At 38.3% G+C, this 20,614-nt stretch carries 25 protein-coding genes and 1 pseudogene; 24 read left to right on the top strand and 2 right to left on the bottom strand.

The window, feature by feature from the left end:
- Positions 1-132: 132 nt before the first annotated feature.
- The 5 genes from spoIIR to ACX5JI_RS15960 all read left to right on the top strand — a co-directional run bounded on the left by spoIIR (position 133) and on the right by ACX5JI_RS15960 (position 3,810).
- The gene (spoIIR, locus tag ACX5JI_RS15980) at positions 133-957 is read left to right on the top strand and encodes a stage II sporulation protein R (protein WP_459502009.1); all 825 of its coding nucleotides are present in this window, start codon (positions 133-135) and stop codon (positions 955-957) included.
- 50 nt (positions 958-1,007) lie between these two features.
- On the top strand, positions 1,008-1,466 hold the full coding sequence (locus ACX5JI_RS15975) for a GNAT family N-acetyltransferase (RefSeq protein WP_459502008.1): 459 nt from the start codon (positions 1,008-1,010) through the stop codon (positions 1,464-1,466).
- Between the two features lie 109 nt (positions 1,467-1,575).
- The gene (locus tag ACX5JI_RS15970; RefSeq protein WP_459502007.1) at positions 1,576-2,619 is read left to right on the top strand and encodes an L-threonylcarbamoyladenylate synthase; all 1,044 of its coding nucleotides are present in this window, start codon (positions 1,576-1,578) and stop codon (positions 2,617-2,619) included.
- 205 nt (positions 2,620-2,824) lie between these two features.
- Positions 2,825-3,373, top strand: a complete 549-nt coding sequence (locus ACX5JI_RS15965) for a manganese efflux pump MntP (RefSeq protein WP_459502006.1) — start codon at positions 2,825-2,827, stop codon at positions 3,371-3,373.
- 161 nt (positions 3,374-3,534) lie between these two features.
- Entirely contained in the window at positions 3,535-3,810 is a 276-nt protein-coding gene (locus tag ACX5JI_RS15960) for a DUF3935 domain-containing protein (protein WP_459502005.1), read from the top strand.
- Positions 3,811-3,984: 174 nt separating this feature from the next.
- Here ACX5JI_RS15960 and ACX5JI_RS15955 read toward each other — a convergent pair whose 3' ends face one another.
- Together ACX5JI_RS15955 and ACX5JI_RS15950 are read right to left on the bottom strand one after the other, a co-directional pair.
- Positions 3,985-4,596, bottom strand: a complete 612-nt coding sequence (locus ACX5JI_RS15955) for a flavin reductase family protein (protein WP_459502004.1) — start codon at positions 4,594-4,596, stop codon at positions 3,985-3,987.
- A 526-nt stretch (positions 4,597-5,122) separates the two neighbouring features.
- Positions 5,123-5,509, bottom strand: a complete 387-nt coding sequence (locus ACX5JI_RS15950; protein ID WP_459502003.1) for a DoxX family protein — start codon at positions 5,507-5,509, stop codon at positions 5,123-5,125.
- Between the two features lie 390 nt (positions 5,510-5,899).
- On the opposite strand from ACX5JI_RS15950, the gene ACX5JI_RS15945 reads away from it, so the two are divergent.
- From ACX5JI_RS15945 to ACX5JI_RS15855, 19 genes and pseudogenes are all read left to right on the top strand, one after another.
- Positions 5,900-6,397, top strand: coding sequence for a PTS sugar transporter subunit IIA (locus ACX5JI_RS15945; protein ID WP_459502002.1), 498 nt, complete (start codon positions 5,900-5,902; stop codon positions 6,395-6,397).
- A gap of 399 nt (positions 6,398-6,796) precedes the next feature.
- Positions 6,797-7,237, top strand: a complete 441-nt coding sequence (locus ACX5JI_RS15940) for a low molecular weight protein arginine phosphatase (protein WP_459502001.1) — start codon at positions 6,797-6,799, stop codon at positions 7,235-7,237.
- Between the two features lie 139 nt (positions 7,238-7,376).
- Complete coding sequence (rpiB, locus tag ACX5JI_RS15935; RefSeq protein ID WP_459502000.1) at positions 7,377-7,820, top strand: ribose 5-phosphate isomerase B; 444 nt, start codon at positions 7,377-7,379, stop codon at positions 7,818-7,820.
- A gap of 55 nt (positions 7,821-7,875) precedes the next feature.
- Positions 7,876-8,448 (top strand): TIGR01440 family protein, encoded by a 573-nt coding sequence (locus tag ACX5JI_RS15930; RefSeq protein WP_459501999.1) that lies wholly within the window; start codon positions 7,876-7,878, stop codon positions 8,446-8,448.
- A gap of 253 nt (positions 8,449-8,701) precedes the next feature.
- Positions 8,702-9,943: a serine hydroxymethyltransferase gene (gene glyA, locus ACX5JI_RS15925; protein WP_459501998.1), complete on the top strand. Its 1,242-nt coding sequence runs from the start codon at positions 8,702-8,704 to the stop codon at positions 9,941-9,943.
- A 289-nt stretch (positions 9,944-10,232) separates the two neighbouring features.
- Complete coding sequence (gene upp / locus ACX5JI_RS15920; protein WP_459501997.1) at positions 10,233-10,862, top strand: uracil phosphoribosyltransferase; 630 nt, start codon at positions 10,233-10,235, stop codon at positions 10,860-10,862.
- Between the two features lie 368 nt (positions 10,863-11,230).
- Positions 11,231-11,344, top strand: coding sequence for a DUF4024 domain-containing protein (locus ACX5JI_RS15915; RefSeq protein ID WP_459501996.1), 114 nt, complete (start codon positions 11,231-11,233; stop codon positions 11,342-11,344).
- Between the two features lie 26 nt (positions 11,345-11,370).
- The gene (locus ACX5JI_RS15910) at positions 11,371-11,595 is read left to right on the top strand and encodes an AtpZ/AtpI family protein (protein WP_459501995.1); all 225 of its coding nucleotides are present in this window, start codon (positions 11,371-11,373) and stop codon (positions 11,593-11,595) included.
- The gene (locus ACX5JI_RS15905) at positions 11,595-11,987 is read left to right on the top strand and encodes an ATP synthase subunit I (RefSeq protein WP_459501994.1); all 393 of its coding nucleotides are present in this window, start codon (positions 11,595-11,597) and stop codon (positions 11,985-11,987) included. Before ACX5JI_RS15910 ends, ACX5JI_RS15905 begins: the two co-directional genes overlap by 1 nt.
- 7 nt (positions 11,988-11,994) lie before the next feature.
- Positions 11,995-12,717 (top strand): F0F1 ATP synthase subunit A, encoded by a 723-nt coding sequence (gene atpB / locus ACX5JI_RS15900; protein ID WP_459501993.1) that lies wholly within the window; start codon positions 11,995-11,997, stop codon positions 12,715-12,717.
- A gap of 59 nt (positions 12,718-12,776) precedes the next feature.
- Positions 12,777-12,995 carry a F0F1 ATP synthase subunit C gene (gene atpE / locus ACX5JI_RS15895; RefSeq protein ID WP_000052064.1) on the top strand — a complete coding sequence of 73 codons (219 nt, stop codon included), beginning with the start codon at positions 12,777-12,779 and terminating at the stop codon, positions 12,993-12,995.
- A 127-nt stretch (positions 12,996-13,122) separates the two neighbouring features.
- A complete protein-coding gene (atpF, locus tag ACX5JI_RS15890; protein ID WP_459501992.1) occupies positions 13,123-13,629 on the top strand; it encodes a F0F1 ATP synthase subunit B in 507 nt (168 codons plus the stop codon).
- Positions 13,626-14,168 (top strand): F0F1 ATP synthase subunit delta, encoded by a 543-nt coding sequence (locus tag ACX5JI_RS15885; RefSeq protein ID WP_459501991.1) that lies wholly within the window; start codon positions 13,626-13,628, stop codon positions 14,166-14,168. The genes atpF and ACX5JI_RS15885 overlap by 4 nt, the downstream gene beginning before the upstream one ends.
- Positions 14,169-14,179: 11 nt before the next feature.
- Positions 14,180-15,691, top strand: a complete 1,512-nt coding sequence (gene atpA, locus ACX5JI_RS15880) for a F0F1 ATP synthase subunit alpha (protein WP_459501990.1) — start codon at positions 14,180-14,182, stop codon at positions 15,689-15,691.
- A gap of 210 nt (positions 15,692-15,901) precedes the next feature.
- On the top strand, positions 15,902-16,762 hold the full coding sequence (gene atpG, locus ACX5JI_RS15875) for a F0F1 ATP synthase subunit gamma (protein WP_459501989.1): 861 nt from the start codon (positions 15,902-15,904) through the stop codon (positions 16,760-16,762).
- A gap of 236 nt (positions 16,763-16,998) precedes the next feature.
- Positions 16,999-18,393, top strand: a complete 1,395-nt coding sequence (gene atpD, locus ACX5JI_RS15870) for a F0F1 ATP synthase subunit beta (RefSeq protein ID WP_459501988.1) — start codon at positions 16,999-17,001, stop codon at positions 18,391-18,393.
- Positions 18,394-18,413: 20 nt separating this feature from the next.
- Complete coding sequence (gene atpC, locus ACX5JI_RS15865) at positions 18,414-18,815, top strand: F0F1 ATP synthase subunit epsilon (protein ID WP_459501987.1); 402 nt, start codon at positions 18,414-18,416, stop codon at positions 18,813-18,815.
- A gap of 199 nt (positions 18,816-19,014) precedes the next feature.
- Positions 19,015-19,803, top strand: a complete 789-nt coding sequence (locus tag ACX5JI_RS15860; protein WP_459502046.1) for a DUF975 family protein — start codon at positions 19,015-19,017, stop codon at positions 19,801-19,803.
- Between the two features lie 89 nt (positions 19,804-19,892).
- Positions 19,893-20,546: pseudogene (locus tag ACX5JI_RS15855) on the top strand (DUF975 family protein).
- The last annotated feature ends 68 nt before the right edge of the window (positions 20,547-20,614 follow it).

The following is a 20,614-nucleotide window of genomic DNA, read 5'->3' as shown; positions in this document are numbered from 1 at the left end:
GACGCTCTCGCCCATCCAAAAAGAAAAGGGTTTGTATCCGTTCTTTAAAAGTTTTTCTATAGATTTAGAATTTAATAGTTTAGAAAGAGACAAGAGTGTCTACACTGTTGACAGAAGGGACGGTGCAAAGACATGAAAAAACAAGCGATTGCCTATTTTCTTTTACTATTAATTGGTGCACAACTACTTGTGCAATTTGGATATATAAAAGCTGATGCGGAGGGGAAGACGGTCATCCCGAAAGAAGCGGTTCGATTACGCATTTTAGCGAATAGTGATTCAAAGGAAGATCAAGCGTTAAAGCGTAAAGTGCGCGATGAAGTAAAAGCGCAAATTGATGGCTGGGTAGCAGATTTGAAATCATTCGAAGATGCGCGTCGTGTTATTCAAAGTCACATCCCGGAAATTGAAAAGACAGTTGCTGCAACATTAAAGCGAGAAGGAAGTAAAGAATCATTTCAAGTTACATTTGGAAAAAATATTAAATTCCCCACAAAAGTATACGGAAATTTTATTTATCCTGCTGGGGATTATGAAGCAGTACTTATCTCGATTGGAAAAGGTGAAGGCGCAAATTGGTGGTGTGTACTATTCCCGCCAATGTGTTTTCTAGATTTCTCAAGTGGATCAGCTGTAAAAAAAGAAGAGCATGTTGTAAAAGCGGAATCAACGGATGAGGAAGAACAGCCAGTAACACTAGAGGAAGAAAAAGTAGAAGTATCGACGCAAGCAACAAAGCAAGAAAAAACTAAAAAAGAGGTTGTTGCAAAAGAAACAAACGAAAAGGTTGTACAAGAAAAAAGTGTAAAGCAGGAAGAAAAAATGCCTGTGGAAAAAGCGGAACCACCTGTTGAAAAGAAACAAGAAGAAACAATTGAAACGATAGAAGAACAAGAAGAGGAGCCAGAAGTTAAATTGTTTATTGTAGAAGCATTCTCCTCGTTATTTTCTAAATAAGTACTATTTTTTGAGCCCTCCTCATATATAGAAATGAGGGGGGATTTATGGTGAGAAAGACGTACTTTGCTACAAAGAATGATATCGAGAAGTTGCATGCTTTTTTCGGACAGGCTAATACAAAAGATGATAAAATAAATAAGTTATATGAGCAATTTATGATATTGGAAGATAACGGAGAAATTCAAGCTGTCATTGGTTATGAACAAGAAGGAGAGAATGCGCTCATTCGTTCTTGTTTGTTCACACCTGCTGTGGATAACGGGACTTTCTTATATTTTTTTGAAATGTTTTTGCAGTATATGAAAGAAAAAAATATCGGACAGGTATATTTACTCACAAATCATCCACAATCGGTGACGATATTCCAGTTTTTCCACTTTGATCCTGTGGAAAAGGATAAAGTTCCTGAGGATATCCAGCGGTTAGAACATTTTTGTAAAAATATAAAACAGCAGAATGTAATAATACTAAATTGTCAGCTATTCACAAAGTTATCCACCGATTAATCAGGTTTATCCACATTTTGTGGATAAACCTTGTTTGTCTTTTGGATAAAACTCATAGTAAACTAACAATAGACAAGTATTTCAATGGAAGAAAAGGACGTGTGAAAAAATGCATACAAACATGTGGATTGTGGATAATATTGTGGAAACAAAAAAAGATTATCCACAATTACAAGAAGCAGCAAGATTATTAAGAGAAAATGAAGCGATTGCCTTTCCAACTGAAACTGTGTACGGGCTAGGGGCAAATGCAATGAATGATGAAGCGATTGCGAAAATTTTTGAAGCAAAAGGGAGACCGAGTGATAATCCACTTATTGTCCACATTGGTGCAAAATCACAATTAGAGGGAATTGTTAGAGAAATCCCGCCAGTTGCTGAGGTATTAATGAAGCATTTTTGGCCGGGGCCTTTAACAATTATTTTGCCGAAAAAAGAGGGGATTTCAGAGAAGGTTACAGCAGGGTTAGATACAGTTGGAGTAAGGATGCCGGATCATCCAGTGGCACTTGCTCTTATTGAAGAAGCGAATGTACCTGTCGCAGCACCAAGTGCCAATCGTTCTGGACGACCAAGTCCAACACTTGCACATCATGTATATGAAGATTTAAATGAGAAAATTGCTGGTATTGTTGATGGCGGTGCAACGGGGGTTGGTGTTGAATCAACAGTAATAGATTGTACAAGTGACGTACCAACGATTTTACGTCCGGGCGGGATTACGAAGGAGCAATTAGAAGAAGTGATCGGAACTGTTGCTTTGGACCCTGCACTAAAAGATGAAACAGAAAAACCGAAGGCACCCGGAATGAAATATACTCATTATGCACCGAAAGCACCACTTAGTATTGTAGAAGGATCACGTGAGTTTATTCAACAACTTGTGGATAAGAAGAAAAGTGAAGGTTATACAGTTGGTGTATTGACGACAGAAGAGAATCAACATGTGTATAAAGCAGATGTGGTATTATCTTGTGGTATGCGAAGTGATTTAGCAAGTGTTGCGACGAAATTGTATGATGTACTTCGAACGTTCGATACTAGTAAGGTAGAGGTAATTTTTAGTGAGTCATTCCCGAATGAAGGGATTGGGAACGCGATTATGAACCGTTTAACGAAAGCGGCAGGGCATCATATTATTATTGAAGAGTAGGCGAGTTGAAAAAGAGGTACAGCCCATTTTTTTAGGGGGAAGAGAGGATCCGCTCGTGGCTAGAAGCGGTCAGTGCCTTTTTTAACCCCATGCTATGTAAAAACAGAAGGAAGAAACAAGCATGGGGTCACCTTTTGTTTTTCATAGATTCTAATTTTCCTCGGATGAGCATATTGTGAAGTAGCAAGTCCGAGGAGGGACGAGAATGAAGATTGAACAACTACTACCTTTGTTTATAATGGCATTTGCCTTAGGGATGGATGCATTTTCTGTAAGCCTCGGCATGGGGATGGTAGCCCTTAGAATGCGACAAATTATGTATATCGGTATGACGATAGGCCTGTTTCACATTGTTATGCCGTTTCTTGGGATGATACTAGGACGTTTTTTATCAGAGACATTTGGTCATATGGCGACTGTTGCCGGGGCTATTTTGTTAATTGGATTAGGATTTTATATTGTGTACTCTGCTATTGTAGAAGAGGAAGAGACAAGGGCTGCGCCGGTAGGGATTAGTTTGCTTGTATTTGCGTTTAGTGTGAGTGTTGACAGTTTTTCAGTTGGGCTCAGTCTTGGGATTTACGGAGCACAAATGATTGTAACAATTTTGCTATTTGGGCTGGTCAGTATGATATTAGCTTGGGGCGGTTTACTAATTGGAAGACATGCCAAGCGTTTTCTTGGTATGTATGGTGAAGTACTTGGCGGTATCATTCTTATTGGTTTTGGATTATGTCTTCTTTTTCCAATATAGTTACAAAGGCTTGATATTTGGAGTTTTTTTATAAAGAGCCGCACTGAGCGAGCTTAAGTTAATTCGTGTTGCGTGAATATAAAGTCCTTTCTGTTCAAAACATTTTTTATAACAGTCTTTGTTATAATGAAAAATATTATATAGTAGAAGGGATGATAGAAATGACAAGAATCAAACAAATTTTTGGCATTATTATTAGTTTTTTCGTATTTTGGTTTAGTATGCTCGGTGTACAAATGTTTGCTGAGTTTCTAAATATAGATTCTTTAAAATTCATTCAGGGAAAAACAGAGGCGGCTCGTATGTTTTATTCCCCATATCCATTTGTTATCGTTTTCCTTATTACGTTGCTTTCTTTATATTTCTTTGTTGTGAAACTTGGAAGGCCAAAGAAGGAGAAGGTGCCTGGGTTAGAGGCAAAACGCGAGGAAGTATAAGATATAGAAGAAGACCAGCTTAAGCATCTTGCAAGCTGGTCTTTTGTATTGTAAGCAACTTTAAGTTCCAGTGGCAAGCTCGTCGCATCTAAGAACCTTCCGCCCAAAAGGTAAAGAACGCCTTTGGGGCGAAAGAACCTTAGCTGGTCAGAGCTGAACGAGCCACTTCCGCTTTTAAATAGGCCTTACAAGTTCGAATTGTTCCCCTAATTTCGCATAGTTGTGTCCTGCGAGTCGGCTTACTGGTTTTAGCCCTTCTGCATGAATCCGGCCGTTTTCATATAAATGTTCTGCGACGTGGAAGCGGACGATGCGGCCGATTAGTAAGTCACATGCTGGCGAGTCTTCCGTTCCGCCTAGTGGGATAGCTTGTTCTAATACACACTCCATACGAATGTTCGCTTCTTTTACCCCTGGTACCGAGATGACATCGCTTTCGATAGGGGTTAGTTTCGCTAATTCAATTTCACTTTGAGTTGGTGGAAGGTTTGCAGCGGTTTCGTTGATGGCTTCCACATAGGATTCATCGGAGATATGTACAACAAATTCACCTTGTTCAATTGCGTTTCGAGAAGTATCTTTTCGCTCGCCTTCTTTCCGTTGTACAGAAACAGAGATGAGCGGTGGATTAGCGGCAACAATATTAAAATAGCTGTATGGAGCTCCGTTTAAAACTCCGTCTTTTGTTACAGAAGTAACGAATGCAACGGGGCGTGGAATGATGCTCCCTGTTAATAATTTGTAATTATCTTTTTCTGTTTGTTCATTTGGGTTAATCGACAGCATGTTTGTAATCTCCCTTCCTTTATATGAATCCTTCTTTGTTTGTTTACAAGATAATGGGGGGAAACTCCTGCTAAAAAAATATTTTTTTGGCGGTTTTTGTAAATGAATTCAAAAAGAAAAAGGTGAAGTTAGGTTTTTAATAGAAAGAACGAGTTTTTAGCGATGACTATGTATTGTATAAAAGTGTTCGTTTTTTAACGCGTTATAAAAGATAAAGTAATGAAAATCTTAAAAAATAGGCGCGAGTTAAAGCCGCAAGACCACCAAATTCTTTACTTGGTGGTCTTAACAGGCCGTGGAGAAAGGGGAATGCTACAAAATTATAAAAAGAAACATGGTGATTTGGTGAGGTTGGTTCGGATAAAATGGTGAATGAAATTTTATCGGCGATTTTTTAAATATATCGATCGTTTCTCATCATATATCAGCGATTCGACAAAGGATATCGACTAACCAACAAAAAACGACAAAAAACAGGAGCCCCTAGCTCCTGTTTCCCGATAAACTGAAAATTTGAATGGTGTAATTAAAGTAAAACGTAAGCGCCAGGTCCAGTTAATGCAACGCCAACTGCAATGGCAATTAAGATCATGTTATATTCAAAACCGTTTTGTGTTACCCAGTAGCCATTTTTTCCATGTACAGTAAAGATTGCAACTAGCATTGTACCAACGATAAATAATGATCCAACCCAAGTGAAGATCCCTGCTGCGAATAAGAAGCCACCTAATAGCTCAGTTGCGCCTGCCATAAATGCCATGAATACGCCAGGGCGTAAACCGATCGATTCCATCCAGCCACCTGTTCCTTTCAGGCCGTGACCGCCAAACCAACCAAATAATTTTTGAGTACCATGACCCATGAATGTAATACCGATAATAAGACGAATAATAAGAAGACCGATGTTCATCATTTATAAAACCTCCAAAAAGTTATTTACTTACCTTATGTAAGTTATAATAAATCAGTTACTTACTTTAGTCAAGTTACTTTCTAAAAAAACAAGAAGAAAATTTTACAAATCAATAACAAAAAATAAAATGCTGTAAAGACCTCTAGACAAGTTGAGGAAAAAAAGAGAAAATACAAGTAAGAAGTTTATGTTCATTATTGTTAGTCAGACAATTTGAATTGACTGGAATTTTGCAAAGCGATACAATAAGGCTCTATTAGTAAGAACGTAATTTTTTTTCGAAAGCGTTTTTACAATGTATTATTTGAAGTATGAGGTCTTACGTGTATCGTAATCTCTACTAGGGATTGCTCTATACATTTTTAATCTAACTATAAGGAGGACCATCCTATGTTTAAAAAATTATTTGGTCTTGGATCTAAAACAAATGCAGAAACAATCGTAGCTCCATTAACTGGAGAAGTGAAAAATATTGAAGAAGTACCAGATCCAGTATTTGCTGGTCGTATGATGGGTAACGGTGTTGCAATCGTTCCAACTGAAGGTGTAGTTGTATCACCAGTAGATGGTGAAATCGTACAATTATTCCATACAAAACACGCTGTTGGAATTAAAGCGAAAAATGGTACGGAAATTTTAATCCACGTTGGTTTAGAAACTGTAAAAATGGAAGGCGAAGGTTTCGACGCTCACGTATCTGAAGGACAAACTGTGAAAGCTGGCGACAAATTAATTTCTTTCGACTTAGAATTAATTCGCGAAAAAGCAAAAAGCACAATTACTCCAATCGTTATTACAAACACAGATGCAACAGAATCTATTGATACAACTGTAGGCGTATCAGCTACAAAAGGTGCAACTGAAGTTATGAAAGTTACAATGAAATAATGATTTTTTGTAAGGAATCCATTTTATGTGAAATGGATTCCTTATTCTATATCAGTATAAAAATTCTTGTGTGGGATATTTTTCTTTGCCCGGCACTTGGAATTAGGGTTTCATATATATATGGATAAGGCGTATTTCTCTTAGGAAACATAAGGTGAAACTTTAATCAGTAGGGGTTTTCTTCATCCCCCTGATTATTAGTTGAACCAATCGAGCTTTTACGAGCAGTTTGACTCTCACCTAACTTCTTTACTTTCGCTGAATTTTGAGGTGAAAGCCTTATTGCCCGTTAATGCGGGGTAAAGGAGCAATGCGCCTTTTGTATATTCGCATTGCTTTTGTTCTAATGTAATGTACGTTATGATGAGTGTAGAACATTCACCATAAGGGGGAATTTAGATGAAGCGAGTGTTGTTTGTTTGCACTGGAAATACATGTCGTAGCCCGATGGCAGAGGCGTTGCTTCGTCATTATGGAGAAGAGAAGTTTGAAGTAAAGTCTGCTGGTGTTTTTGCTAGTCCTGGAAGTGATGCATCTTTGCATGCAAAAGATGCGTTAGCAGAAAAAGGGATTAAAGAAGCGCATGCTTCGCAGCAAATAACGGAAGAATTACTTGAGTGGGCTGATATGGTACTTGCGATGACGGAAAGTCATAAACAACTTGTGCTTGGGTACTATCCGAGTGCAAGTGAGAAAGTGGATACATTCTATGAATTTGTTGAGGGTACAAGTAAAGATATTTCAGACCCATTTGGCGGTTCCTTCTCTATTTATCAATCAACATTAGAAGAGATGGAAAAACTTGTACAAACTTTATTGGAAAAACATTCAGAAGGTTAATGTTTCGTGTATAATACGTTATTGGAGATGATCTTACTTGGAATGAGCAAGTAAGTGTTAAATTTTTGCAATCATTCATCAGTGGGTATGAAGAGTCCTATTTGATGGAGGTTTCACAAAAGTTTTGGAGGGGTAAAAAATGAAAGTAGTAGTAGCATCTGATCACGGTGGAATGAATATCCGCAAAGAAATCGTAAGTTTATTAGAAGAATTAAACATCGAATATGTTGATTTAGGATGTGAATGCGAAGCAGGTTCTGTTGATTACCCTGATTTTGCATTTCCAGCAGCAGAAATGGTTGCTAATGGTGAAGTAGATCGCGGGATTTTAATTTGTGGAACAGGTATTGGTATGTCAATTGCAGCAAATAAAGTACACGGTATTCGTTGTGCGTTAGTTCATGATACATTTAGTGCAAAAGCAACAAGAGAACATAATGATAGCAATATGTTAGCGATGGGTGAGCGTGTAATTGGTGCTGGATTAGCGCGCGATATCGCGAAAATTTGGTTAACAACTGATTATGAAGGTGGACGTCACGAAAATCGTGTAGGAAAAATTAAAACATACGAAGCGAAGTAATCTTCTATTGGGATGTACAATATTGTTGCACCAATCTGTGAAAGGAAGAGGCGTCATGACGGAAGTAGTAAAAGTAAGAGAGCAGCTACAAGCATTGCTTTCTGATTTTCAAGAACAAGCTTCACTGCAAAGCGGTCAAATTTTTGTAGTGGGCTGTAGCACGAGTGAAGTGCTCGGGAAGAGAATTGGAACATCAGGAACGATGGAAGTGGCGGAAGCGATTTTTTCTGAACTAAAACAATTTCAAGAGACAACTAGTATTGAGCTCGCATTCCAATGTTGTGAGCATTTAAATCGGGCTTTAGTAGTAGAGAAAGAAATAGCAATGAAATATCAATTTGAAATTGTAAACGTTATGCCTGTTAGATCAGCTGGTGGTGCATTAGCAACATATGCTTACGATCATTTAAAAAATCCTGTAGTGATTGAATTTATAAAAGCAGATGCAGGCATGGATATTGGTGATACATTTATTGGTATGCACTTAAAGCATGTAGCAGTGCCAATTCGTACAAGTGTAAAAGAGATCGGAAGTGCACACGTCACGATGGCGAAAACACGTGCGAAACTGATTGGCGGTGCACGTGCTGTATATAGGGCAGTAGAAGAGACGGTTACTTGTAGTTAGAAGTAAAGAAATAGAAAGTGATGTAATCTCTCTTTATTATGTATAAGAGGTATGTAGTCTGACTTTATTATGAATAAGAAGAAAAGGCCAAACTTGGTCTTTTTTTTCTTTTATGATATAGAAAGTCATGTTAGAATGTAGTTGAAAACATGAAGGTTCGAAAGAATTACAACTTTAATTTTCGTTTTTTCTAAAAAAAAATAGAAAAAACGATCGGAAATTGGTGTAATTCGTTCAGAAAAGGGGGATTTTGGTGGATCATTTAAAACGTCAAGATGAAAAGGTATTTGCTGCAATTGAAGCAGAACTAGGAAGACAGCGTTCAAAAATTGAATTGATTGCTTCAGAAAACTTCGTAAGCGAAGCTGTCATGGAAGCGCAAGGTTCTGTTTTAACAAATAAGTATGCAGAAGGATATCCTGGCAAACGTTACTATGGTGGTTGTGAGCATGTAGACGTAGTAGAGGATATTGCACGTGATCGCGTAAAAGAAATTTTTGGCGCAGAGCATGTGAATGTTCAACCGCACTCTGGTGCACAAGCGAACATGGCTGTATACTTCACGATTTTAGAGCATGGCGATACAGTACTTGGTATGAACTTATCCCACGGTGGTCATTTAACACACGGAAGCCCTGTTAACTTTAGTGGGGTACAATATAATTTCGTAGAGTATGGCGTTGATGCTGATTCACATCGTATCAATTATGATGATGTGTTAGCGAAAGCAAAGGAACATAAGCCAAAATTAATCGTTGCAGGTGCAAGTGCCTACCCTCGTGTGATCGATTTCAAGAAATTTCGTGAGATCGCGGATGAAGTTGGCGCATACTTAATGGTAGATATGGCACATATCGCAGGTTTAGTTGCAGCGGGCTTACATCCAAACCCAGTGCCACATGCACATTTCGTTACAACAACAACACATAAAACATTACGTGGCCCACGCGGTGGTATGATTTTATGTGAAGAAAAATTTGCGAAGCAAATTGATAAATCAATCTTCCCTGGTATTCAAGGTGGACCACTTATGCATGTAATTGCTGCGAAAGCTGTTGCATTTGGTGAGGCCCTGCAAGAAGACTTTAAAACATATGCACAAAACATTATTAATAACGCACAGCGCTTAGCAGAAGGTCTTCAAAAAGAAGGGATTACACTTGTTTCTGGTGGTACGGATAACCATCTTATCTTAATCGATGTTCGTAACCTAGCTATTACAGGTAAAGTTGCAGAGCATGTATTAGATGAAGTAGGTATTACTGCAAACAAAAACACAATCCCATTTGAAACAGCAAGTCCATTTGTAACAAGCGGTGTACGTATTGGTACAGCAGCGGTAACATCTCGTGGATTCGGCCTAGAAGAAATGGATGAAATTGCAGCAATCATCGCTCATACGTTAAAAAATCATGAGGATGAAGTGGCGTTAGAAGAAGCACGTAAACGTGTAGAAGCATTAACAGCAAAATTCCCAATGTATACAGGTCTATAATAAATTGAAAGAGACTGCTGAAACGTATATTGTTTCAGTAGTCTTTTTTGCTTTAGAAAATGAATTGTTATTAGATCGGTTTATAATATGTATATAAAATGTGATTAAATTTTGGAGAAATAATGAAGGATACGTTTCCCATAATTGGTAAAGATATTGGGTAGATTCATAATGGGATTGAAACTTTTCCAAATTTGCCCTTGAATATTAGTAGCGTTTTCTTTACAATCGTAAATAGTGCAAAATGGCGTGTACACACGCATGAATATCATCTGAAGGAGAGATTCACATGGGAAAACTGTATGTATTTGATCACCCGTTAATTCAACATAAGATTACATATATTCGCGATAAAAACACAGGTACAAAAGAATTTCGTGAATTAGTGGATGAAGTAGCAAGTTTAATGGCATTTGAAATTACACGCGATCTTCCACTTGAAGAAATCGAAATTGAAACTCCTGTAAGCAAAGCAAAAACAAAAGTGATCGCTGGTAAAAAGCTTGGTTTAATTCCGATTTTACGTGCAGGTTTAGGAATGGTAGACGGAATTCTGAAATTAATCCCAGCAGCAAAAGTAGGGCACGTTGGTTTATATCGTGATCCGGAAACATTGCAACCAGTAGAATACTATGTGAAACTTCCAACGGATGTAGAAGAACGTGACTTTATCGTACTTGATCCGATGTTAGCGACAGGTGGTTCCGCGGCTGAAGCGATTCAATCTCTGAAAAAGCGCGGTGCGAAACAAATTAAATTAATGTGTATCGTAGCTGCACCAGAAGGCGTAAAAGTAGTACAAGAAGAACACCCTGATGTTGATATTTATGTAGCGGCATTAGATGAGAAATTAAATGATCATGGCTATGTTGTTCCAGGACTTGGTGATGCTGGTGATCGTTTATTTGGAACGAAGTAAGACAACAGACGAGAGGGATTTCCTCCTCGTCTTTTTTTTATGTATAAACACGGTGAGGGAATGGGATTTTTTGTATATGCAACATAACTTGCATATAATCCACATATAATATAGAAGTCGAACGTCTAATAAGCTCTATAATATAGAAGGAAAACGTTATATCGTAAAAACATAATCGTGACAAACTTGTGAACTTTTTCTTCTATTATAAGAGAAGAATTTCTAGAAATTGCATATCTTTCACCAGTATTTAGAAGGGGAACGTTTTCATTTTTTGGTAATAAATTACTAATACTCAAATTTTTTGATTTTTTACGATTTCTCGTTGACAGTGCTAATACCCTATTGTATGCTAACAACGGGGATAGATGGTAGGGCTTTCAGTGACAATTTTATATCTATTCCGTGACGAAAAAGTTAACTTTTTATTTTGTATAGGATTTATGCAAAGAAATGAGTTATTATTAACACATCGTGAATGAGGGTTACATATTGGAGGGATGAATCCTTGCAAAAAAACGATCGCAACCCAGTAAAAGCATATGCTTTAATGACAGGAATTCTTGCTCAATTAGTCGGTTCTATTCTTGTTGGAATCTTCGGTGGGCAATGGATTGACAGTAAGGTTGGAACGTTTCCAGTGTTTCTTATCATAGGTTTATTGCTAGGATTAGGAACAGGGATTTACGCAATGATTCGACTCATTCGACACTACTATTCGGGAGAGCAATGATGATAGATGTACATGGACTTGTCCAAAGACAAAAGAAATATATGTACTACTTGCTTGCGCTTTTTGTCCTAGGATGGGGCTTTACCTCTTACAAGGATGTATTTCTTGGACTGATTATCGGGACGATTTTCAGTTTTCTTAGTTTGCGCATCATTGCACGTAGAACAGACAAGCTATTAGACCGCGTGACCAATGGGGAAAGCGTGAAGTTTAAGGCGACCGCTGTTAGTACATATTCGAGATTTGCCACGATTGGGTTATTGATTTTATTTGCAGCAAAATATCAGCATTTAATTGCGATGTGGAGCTTAGGTGTAGGATTGCTGACAGGCTATCTTGTCATGATCATAGATTTTCTTTATTTAGAGTATAAGAGCAGGGAAGAGAGGTGAATTACTAGTGGAACACGGTAAATTAGTTGAATTTCTAGGTTTAACGTTCGATTTGTCCTCAGTCATGATGGTTACTGTGGCGGCAGTTATTGTTTTCTTAATCGCTGTTATAGGGACACGCACATTGGCTCTTCGTCCAACAGGAATGCAAAACTTCCTTGAATGGGTGTTAGACTTCGTGAAAGGAATTATTAACAGTACAATGGATTGGAAAACAGGTGGACGCTTCTTAACACTTGGCGTTACGCTTATGATGTTTATCTTCGTATCAAACATGCTCGGCTTACCATTTATGTATTCAACAACTGAGGCTGGTGAACACATTGCATGGTGGAGATCACCAACGTCTGACCCAGCAGTTACATTAACATTAGCCGTGATGGTAGTTACCCTCACCCATTATTATGGAATTAAGATGAAGGGTACAAAAGAATATCTCAAAGGTTATTTCCAACCTATGTCGTTCTTATTTCCTTTAAAGGTTATTGAGGAGTTTGCTAACACATTAACGTTAGGTCTTCGTCTATTCGGTAACATCTATGCAGGTGAGATTTTATTAGGATTACTTGCTAAATTAGGTGGAAGCGGAGCTGTACTTGGAGCGTTAGGTGCAATTGTACCAATGTTAGCATGGATGGGATTCAGTGTATTCGTTGGTTCAATCCAAGCGTTTATCTTTACAATGTTAACGATGGTGTACATGGCTCATAAAGTAAGTCATGACCATTAATATACTTTCATAAGTAAGAAAAAATTTATTTTTTTATAATACAAAGGAGGACGAATTAAATGAGTTTAGGTGTAATCGCAGCTGCAATTGCAATTGGTTTATCAGCATTAGGTGCAGGTATTGGTAACGGTCTTATCGTATCACGTACAATTGAAGGTGTTGCTCGTCAACCAGAATTAAAAGGCGCACTTCAAACAATTATGTTCATCGGGGTTGCATTAGTTGAGGCACTTCCAATCATTGGGGTAGTTATCGCATTCATCGTAATGAACAAATAAGGGAGACTCCCCTTACATAGATGGCGAAGAGTGTTTTTGGACTTTCTTCGCCATTGCTTTATGAACGAAATGTATGTCTTTTTTTTTCATATAGTAAATTTAGATATCACGAAGGGAGTGAATCCTTGTGCCAACTTTAATGTTAGGAGCTGCCATTCCATTTGGAACGATCGCTTATACATTGGTCGTTTTCCTAATTTTATTAGTAATGCTACGTAAATTTGCTTGGGGTCCTTTAATGGGAATTATGAAGGAACGTGAAGAGCATGTTGCTAGTGAAATCGACGCTGCAGAACAAAATCATGCAGAGGCGAAGAAGCTAGTAGAAGAACAACGTGAAATGTTAAAACAATCACGTGTTGAAGCACAAGAGTTAATCGAAAGAGCGAAGAAACAAGCAGAAGACCAAAAAGATGGTATTGTTGCTGCTGCAAAAGAAGAAGCAGAATCTATTAAAGCATCTGCTGTACAAGAAATTCAACGCGAAAAAGAGCAAGCGATTGCTGCTCTGCAAGAACAAGTCGCTTCTTTATCTGTTCAAATTGCTTCTAAAGTAATTGAGAAAGAACTAAAAGAAGAAGATCAAGTGAAGTTAATTCGCGATTATATTAAAGAAGTAGGAGAAGCGCGATGAGCAATGAGATTGTAGCAAAACGTTATGCTGTCGCTCTTTTTCAAATTGCAAAAGAAAAACACGTATTAGAAATGTTTGAAGAGGAATTACGTCTTGTACAACACGTTTTTGTAAAGAACGAGGAACTACATAGCTTTTTAACACAACCGAACATTTCAAAGGAACAGAAAAAAACGTTTCTTTCTAACGTATTCTCTTCTGTTTCTGAGTCTATTTTAAATACGTTATATATTTTGGTTGATAACAAACGCATTGAAATTCTACCTGAAATCGCAAATGAATACGTTGTTCTTGCTAATGAAGAACGTAACGTAGCAGATGCAACTGTATATTCGATTCGTTCTCTATCTGAAGAGGAGAAGCTTAACGTTGCGGAAGCATTTGCAAAGAAAACAGGAAAAGATGCAATTCGTATTAATAATATTGTAGATGAAGATTTACTAGGTGGCATTAAAGTGCGCATCGGAAATCGAATTTACGATGGAAGCTTACAAGGAAAGTTAGCACGTATTCAGCGTGAACTTATGAAGAATAGATAGGGGTGAAGCACATGAGCATCAGAGCTGAAGAAATTAGCGCACTGATAAAGCAACAAATTGAGAACTATCAGTCTGAAATCGAAGTTAGTGATGTTGGTACAGTTATCCAAGTTGGTGATGGTATCGCACGTGCTCATGGTCTTGATAACGTTATGGCTGGTGAACTTGTAGAGTTCTCTAACGGCGTTATGGGACTAGCACAAAACTTAGAGGAAAACAACGTAGGTATTATTATTTTAGGACCTTACACAGAAATTCGTGAAGGTGACGAAGTTCGTCGTACTGGTCGCATCATGCAAGTACCAGTAGGGAAAGAACTAATCGGTCGTGTTGTAAACCCATTAGGTCAACCAGTAGATGGTTTAGGCCCAATCAATACAACAAACACTCGTCCAATCGAAAGTCCAGCACCAGGTGTAATGGATCGTAAGTCTGTTCATGAGCCACTTCAAACAGGTATTAAAGCGATTGACGCGCTTGTACCGATTGGCCGTGGTCAACGTGAGTTAATCATCGGTGACCGTCAAACAGGTAAAACGGCAGTTGCACTTGACACAATCATCAATCAAAAAGATGAAGATATGATTTGTATCTACGTTGCAATTGGACAAAAAGAATCTACAGTACGTAACGTAGTAGAAACTTTACGTAAGCACGGTGCGTTAGATTACACAATCGTTGTAACAGCATCAGCTTCTCAACCAGCTCCATTATTATACTTAGCTCCTTATGCTGGTGTAACAATGGGTGAAGAGTTCATGTACAATGGTAAACACGTATTAGTAGTATATGATGACTTATCGAAACAAGCAGCTGCTTATCGTGAACTTTCATTACTATTACGTCGTCCTCCAGGTCGTGAAGCGTATCCAGGGGATGTATTCTACTTACATTCTCGCTTACTAGAGCGTGCGGCAAAATTAAGTGATGCAAAAGGCGGCGGTTCTTTAACAGCTCTACCTTTCATCGAAACACAAGCAGGGGACGTATCAGCTTACATCCCAACAAACGTAATCTCTATCACAGATGGACAAATCTTCTTACAATCTGATTTATTCTTCTCTGGCGTACGTCCAGCAATTGATGCAGGTACTTCAGTATCTCGTGTTGGTGGATCTGCTCAGATTAAAGCGATGAGTAAAGTATCAGGTACACTTCGTCTTGACCTTGCATCTTATCGTGAGTTAGAAGCGTTCGCTCAGTTCGGTTCTGACCTTGATAAAGCAACACAAGCGAAATTAAACCGTGGTGCTCGCACAGTTGAAGTATTAAAACAAGGATTACACAAACCGTTACGAGTAGAGAAACAAGTTATCATTCTTTACGCTCTAACACGTGGATTCCTAGATGATATCCCAGTAGCAGATATCACTCGTTTTGAAGAAGAATTCCATGCTTGGTTAGATTCAAATGCAGCTGAATTATTAAGCGAAATCCGCACAACTAAAAAACTTGCGGATGACGACAAATTTGCTGCAGCAATTAACGGATTCAAAAAAGTTTTCGTAGCTTCTGAAGCATAAAAAGCGGAGGCGGTTCACGCCGCTGAAACTAGATTATATAAAAGGTAATTCTTACAGGAATTACGAACGGTTATGTAAAGGAAAAGAGTAGGTGCACCTATTCTTTTCCTTCAATCATGAGCAAGAATATCTTGCAACGTAGATTAGGAAGATGAACCAAAAGGATTCTTACTAATCGTGCCAACTTCCGGAAAAAGGTGGTGAAAACCTGTGGCATCTTTACGCGATATAAAAGCGAAAATTAACTCGACAAAGAAAACGAGTCAAATTACGAAAGCGATGGAGATGGTATCTGCATCGAAGTTAAGTCGTGCAGAGCAAAATGCTAAATCTTTCGTTCCGTATATGGAAAAAATTCAAGAAGTAGTAGCGAGCATTGCACAAGGAAGCAAAGGAATTAATCATCCAATGCTAACAGCGCGTCCTGTGAAACGTACAGGATACATCGTTATTACATCTGATCGCGGACTAGCAGGTGGTTATAACAGCAACGTATTACGTACGGTAAGTAACGTAATACGTGAACGTCATAATATGGATTCAAACCAATATTCAATTATTGTGCTTGGACGACTAGGACGTGATTATTTAAAACGTCGCGGTTTTAATATTATTGATGAAGTAGTTGGGTTATCTGATCACCCATCATTTACAGATATTAAAGACCTTGCTTCTCGAGCAATCGCGATGTTCGCAGACGGTGCTTATGATGAGCTGTATATTTACTACAATCATTTCGTAAGTAAAATTTCACAAGAAGTAACGGAAAATAAAATTTTACCGCTTACGGAAGTGAAGTCTGACAAACCGACGACAGCTTATGAGTTTGAACCTTCTGAAGAAGATATCTTAAAAGTATTATTGCCACAATACGCAGAAAGCTTAGTGTACGGTGCATTACTAGACGGTAAAGCAAGTGAACACGCGGCGCGTATGACAGCAATGAAGAGTGCTACAGACAACGCAATGGAAGTTATCGATTCACTTACACTTTCATTCAACCGTGCTCGACAAGCAGCGATTACACAAGAGATTACGGAAATCGTTGGTGGAGCAGCAGCGTTAGAGTAGTAATATAAGGCGGAAGCAGCTCGTTCAGAATGGCAGGGGGATGGAGCTTTTGACGTAGAGGTGTTTTGTGTCTCGCAGGAAGAAGCGAAGCCCCCGAGCATTCTAGCCGCTGTAGCTAGAGTAATATAAGGCGAAAGCGGTTCTTTTAGAAGAATCGCCTAAGCTACACTAATAAAAAATGAAAGCCGACTCTCATAGAAAGCTGGCTAATTTAAAGAAAGCTAGGAGGGAACCCGATGAATAAAGGGCGCGTTACGCAAATCATGGGTCCGGTTGTAGACGTTAAGTTTGACGGCGGAAAGCTACCTGAAATCTACAATGCCCTTAGAATTAAAAAAGATGAAGTTAACTTAACTTTAGAAGTTGCACTTCACTTAGGTGATGACACAGTTCGTACGGTTGCGATGTCTTCTACTGATGGACTTGTTCGTGGTACAGAAGTAGAGGATACTGGTAAAGCAATTTCTGTTCCAGTTGGTGATGCAACACTTGGTCGTGTATTTAACGTATTAGGTGATGCAATTGACTTAGATGGTGAAATGCCAGCGGATGTACACCGTGATCCAATTCATCGTCAAGCACCTGCATTTGAAGAATTATCTACAAAAGTAGAAATTCTTGAAACTGGTATTAAAGTAGTAGATTTACTTGCACCATATATTAAAGGTGGTAAAATCGGTCTATTCGGTGGTGCCGGTGTAGGTAAAACAGTATTAATTCAGGAATTAATTAATAACATCGCACAAGAGCACGGTGGTATCTCTGTATTCGCTGGTGTAGGTGAGCGTACTCGTGAGGGTAACGACTTATACCACGAAATGAGCGATTCTGGCGTAATTAAGAAAACAGCGATGGTATTCGGACAAATGAACGAGCCACCTGGTGCACGTCAACGTGTTGCATTAACAGGGTTAACAATGGCTGAACATTTCCGTGATGAGCAAGGACAAGATGTACTATTGTTCATCGATAACATCTTCCGTTTCACGCAAGCGGGTTCTGAAGTATCTGCCCTTCTTGGTCGTATGCCATCTGCGGTAGGTTACCAACCAACACTTGCAACTGAAATGGGTCAATTACAAGAACGTATTACATCTACAAATAAAGGGTCTATCACGTCTATCCAAGCGGTATATGTACCAGCCGATGACTATACTGACCCAGCACCAGCTACAACGTTCGCTCACTTAGATGCAACAACAAACTTAGAGCGTCGTTTAACACAAATGGGTATTTACCCAGCGGTAGATCCATTGGCATCTACATCTCGTGCGCTTTCTCCAGAAATCGTAGGAGAAGAGCATTATGAAGTAGCTCGTCAAGTACAACAAACGCTTCAACGTTATAAAGAGCTTCAAGATATCATCGCTATCTTAGGTATGGATGAGATTTCTGAAGAAGATAAGTTAGTTGTACAACGTGCTCGTCGCATTCAGTTCTTCTTATCACAAAACTTCCACGTAGCGGAACAATTTACAGGTCAAAAAGGTTCTTACGTACCTGTAAAAGAAACAGTTCGTGGTTTCAAAGAAATTCTAGAAGGAAAATATGATGACCTTCCAGAAGATGCATTCCGCTTAGTTGGTGGCATTGAAGAAGTTATTGAAAACGCGAAGAAAATGATGGCGTAAGGCCTTAGGAGGGACGAATTATGAAGACATTTCCAGTCAGTATTGTAACTCCTGATGGACCGGTTTACGAAAAAGAAGTAGAAATGGTAAGCGTAAAAGCGGAAAGTGGGGAAATGGGGATCTTACCGGGTCACATTCCAACTGTTGCACCGCTGAAAATTAGTGCAGTTCGTTTGAAAAATGGTGGACACACTGATTATGTAGCAGTAAGTGGTGGCTTTATCGAAGTTCGTCCAGATAAAGTAACAGTATTAGCGCCGTCTGCTGAAGGAGCAAACCATATCGACATCCATCGTGCAAACGAAGCGAAGCGCCGTGCTGAACAACGTATGCAAGATAAACAAGTACATGTTGACTTCAAGCGTGCAGAACTTGCGCTGCAACGTGCAGTTAACCGTTTGAACGTTTCCGATATGAAATAAGAAAATCCGTAAAGGGTCATCCCTTTACGGATTTTTTTTATTTCATTAAAAAATTATTGCAATAAAAAAATGATATTGTGTCGTATCTTTTTTATGATAAATCCCAAAAATATTTCCAAAACTGGTATAATTACTCTGCCTGTTTATAGAGTTAAAGTATGTGAATTGTCCAATTTGGACTGGGGAAGGAGATGAGAAAGTGATTAGTGAAATGAAACGAGAAGCTTTACAATCACTAAAAGGGAAATGGGGACTGGGCGTAGGTTCAACAATTTTATATGTTATTTTAAGTTATGTTATATCAACAGTTGCAACTATTGTTGTTATCATTCCTTTTGTAATTTTACTATTGTCATTAGGTAATTCAATCAATGTATTGGAAGAAGAAACAGTGACGATGGGACTTATTATTACCGGTTGTCTTTTTTATTTTTTAATGGTAATTGTGAACCTTGGGACATACGGTATTACGGCGTATGGCTACACGAACGTGTCGTTAAAGCTTAGCAGAAGACAAGGAGCAACAATAGATGCTTTATTTGAGGGATTTCGTGGTTTTAAAAGAATGTTGACTACGATGAAAGCGATGCTCTTGATCTGTTTATATTCTGGAATGTGGATTCCATTCGTTTTACTAGTTATTATGGGGTTCTTAGCAGAAGGTGGAAGAAGTGCTGGAGAAGGATCAGCTATTGCCCTATTTGTTTTATTATTTATTTCATTCATTGTTATTATTATTGCTTATTTTTCATATGCAATGACGTATTATGTAATGATTGATCATCCGGAATATGGTGCTTTACAAGCGATGAAAGAAAGTAAAGAAATCATGAAAGGGCACAAAATGGATTTATTTCTTCTATGGCTGAGTTTTATCGGTTGGGCAATATTAGCGGTTATTCCGTTTGGACTTGGGCTTCTTTGGCTGTCTCCATACGTTAGTACAACAACAGCGCATTTTTATCAAAGTATATCAGAGGAAAGATAGTGTGCACTTAAATTTATGGGTATAATGAAAGAAATGGTATGTTGATATAATAATATCGACATACCATTTCTTTCATTAGGAGGTTATATATGATTAGCCAATTAAAACGAGAAGCACTTGATGCGTTAAAAGGAAAATGGGGATTAGCGGTAGGGGCGACTCTATTAATCGGAATCCTTATTGGTGCTGTGGAGTTAGTAACTACATGTATTTTCTCAATGTTTTGGGGCTGGAAAGAGGCGCAGGATTCTCTTACAGTAAGTATTGTAGCGATGCTTATTATCGGTCCATTAACGCTCGGTGCTTATTATATTGTGTTAAACGCAATTCGTGGGACAGAGGTTCGTATCGGTCATATATTTGAATGACTAAGTGATGGAAATAAGTTTATTAAATCATTTTTAACATACTTATTAATGACTGTGTATCTTGTGTTATGGACATTGCTTCTTATTATTCCAGGAATTATTAAATCATTTTCTTACGCCATGACGTATTTCATTTTAAATGATCATCCAGAATATACAGCGAATCAAGCAATTATTGAAAGTCGCCGTATGATGAATGGACATAAAATGGACTATTTCTTATTATGCTTAAGTTTTCTAGGTTGGTTTCTATTAAGTGTCGTTACGTTAGGGATTGGTTTCTTATGGTTAGCTCCATATTTTTACACGACATCTGCAGCATTTTATGAGGAAATTTCAAAAGAATATTATAAGAAAGAAGATACTACTTTTTAGAAGAATGACTAGCATGAAAGGAATCATTTCATGCTAGTTTTTTTGAGAATGAAATGAGTTGCAATTAC

This window comes from Bacillus sp. C1 (assembly GCF_054570475.1).
This window is presented reverse-complemented; position numbering and strand designations above follow the sequence as displayed.

Coding starts and splice junctions, on each gene's coding strand:
- spoIIR (WP_459502009.1), top strand. CDS start 133: ATGAAAAAACAAGCGATTGCCTATTTTCTTTTACTATTAATTGGTGCA.
- ACX5JI_RS15970 (WP_459502007.1), top strand. CDS start 1,576: ATGCATACAAACATGTGGATTGTGGATAATATTGTGGAAACAAAAAAA.
- ACX5JI_RS15965 (WP_459502006.1), top strand. CDS start 2,825: ATGAAGATTGAACAACTACTACCTTTGTTTATAATGGCATTTGCCTTA.
- ACX5JI_RS15960 (WP_459502005.1), top strand. CDS start 3,535: ATGACAAGAATCAAACAAATTTTTGGCATTATTATTAGTTTTTTCGTA.
- ACX5JI_RS15955 (WP_459502004.1), bottom strand. CDS start 4,596: ATGCTGTCGATTAACCCAAATGAACAAACAGAAAAAGATAATTACAAA.
- ACX5JI_RS15950 (WP_459502003.1), bottom strand. CDS start 5,509: ATGATGAACATCGGTCTTCTTATTATTCGTCTTATTATCGGTATTACA.
- ACX5JI_RS15945 (WP_459502002.1), top strand. CDS start 5,900: ATGTTTAAAAAATTATTTGGTCTTGGATCTAAAACAAATGCAGAAACA.
- ACX5JI_RS15940 (WP_459502001.1), top strand. CDS start 6,797: ATGAAGCGAGTGTTGTTTGTTTGCACTGGAAATACATGTCGTAGCCCG.
- rpiB (WP_459502000.1), top strand. CDS start 7,377: ATGAAAGTAGTAGTAGCATCTGATCACGGTGGAATGAATATCCGCAAA.
- ACX5JI_RS15930 (WP_459501999.1), top strand. CDS start 7,876: ATGACGGAAGTAGTAAAAGTAAGAGAGCAGCTACAAGCATTGCTTTCT.
- upp (WP_459501997.1), top strand. CDS start 10,233: ATGGGAAAACTGTATGTATTTGATCACCCGTTAATTCAACATAAGATT.
- ACX5JI_RS15915 (WP_459501996.1), top strand. CDS start 11,231: ATGGTAGGGCTTTCAGTGACAATTTTATATCTATTCCGTGACGAAAAA.
- ACX5JI_RS15905 (WP_459501994.1), top strand. CDS start 11,595: ATGATAGATGTACATGGACTTGTCCAAAGACAAAAGAAATATATGTAC.
- atpE (WP_000052064.1), top strand. CDS start 12,777: ATGAGTTTAGGTGTAATCGCAGCTGCAATTGCAATTGGTTTATCAGCA.
- ACX5JI_RS15885 (WP_459501991.1), top strand. CDS start 13,626: ATGAGCAATGAGATTGTAGCAAAACGTTATGCTGTCGCTCTTTTTCAA.
- atpA (WP_459501990.1), top strand. CDS start 14,180: ATGAGCATCAGAGCTGAAGAAATTAGCGCACTGATAAAGCAACAAATT.
- atpD (WP_459501988.1), top strand. CDS start 16,999: ATGAATAAAGGGCGCGTTACGCAAATCATGGGTCCGGTTGTAGACGTT.
- atpC (WP_459501987.1), top strand. CDS start 18,414: ATGAAGACATTTCCAGTCAGTATTGTAACTCCTGATGGACCGGTTTAC.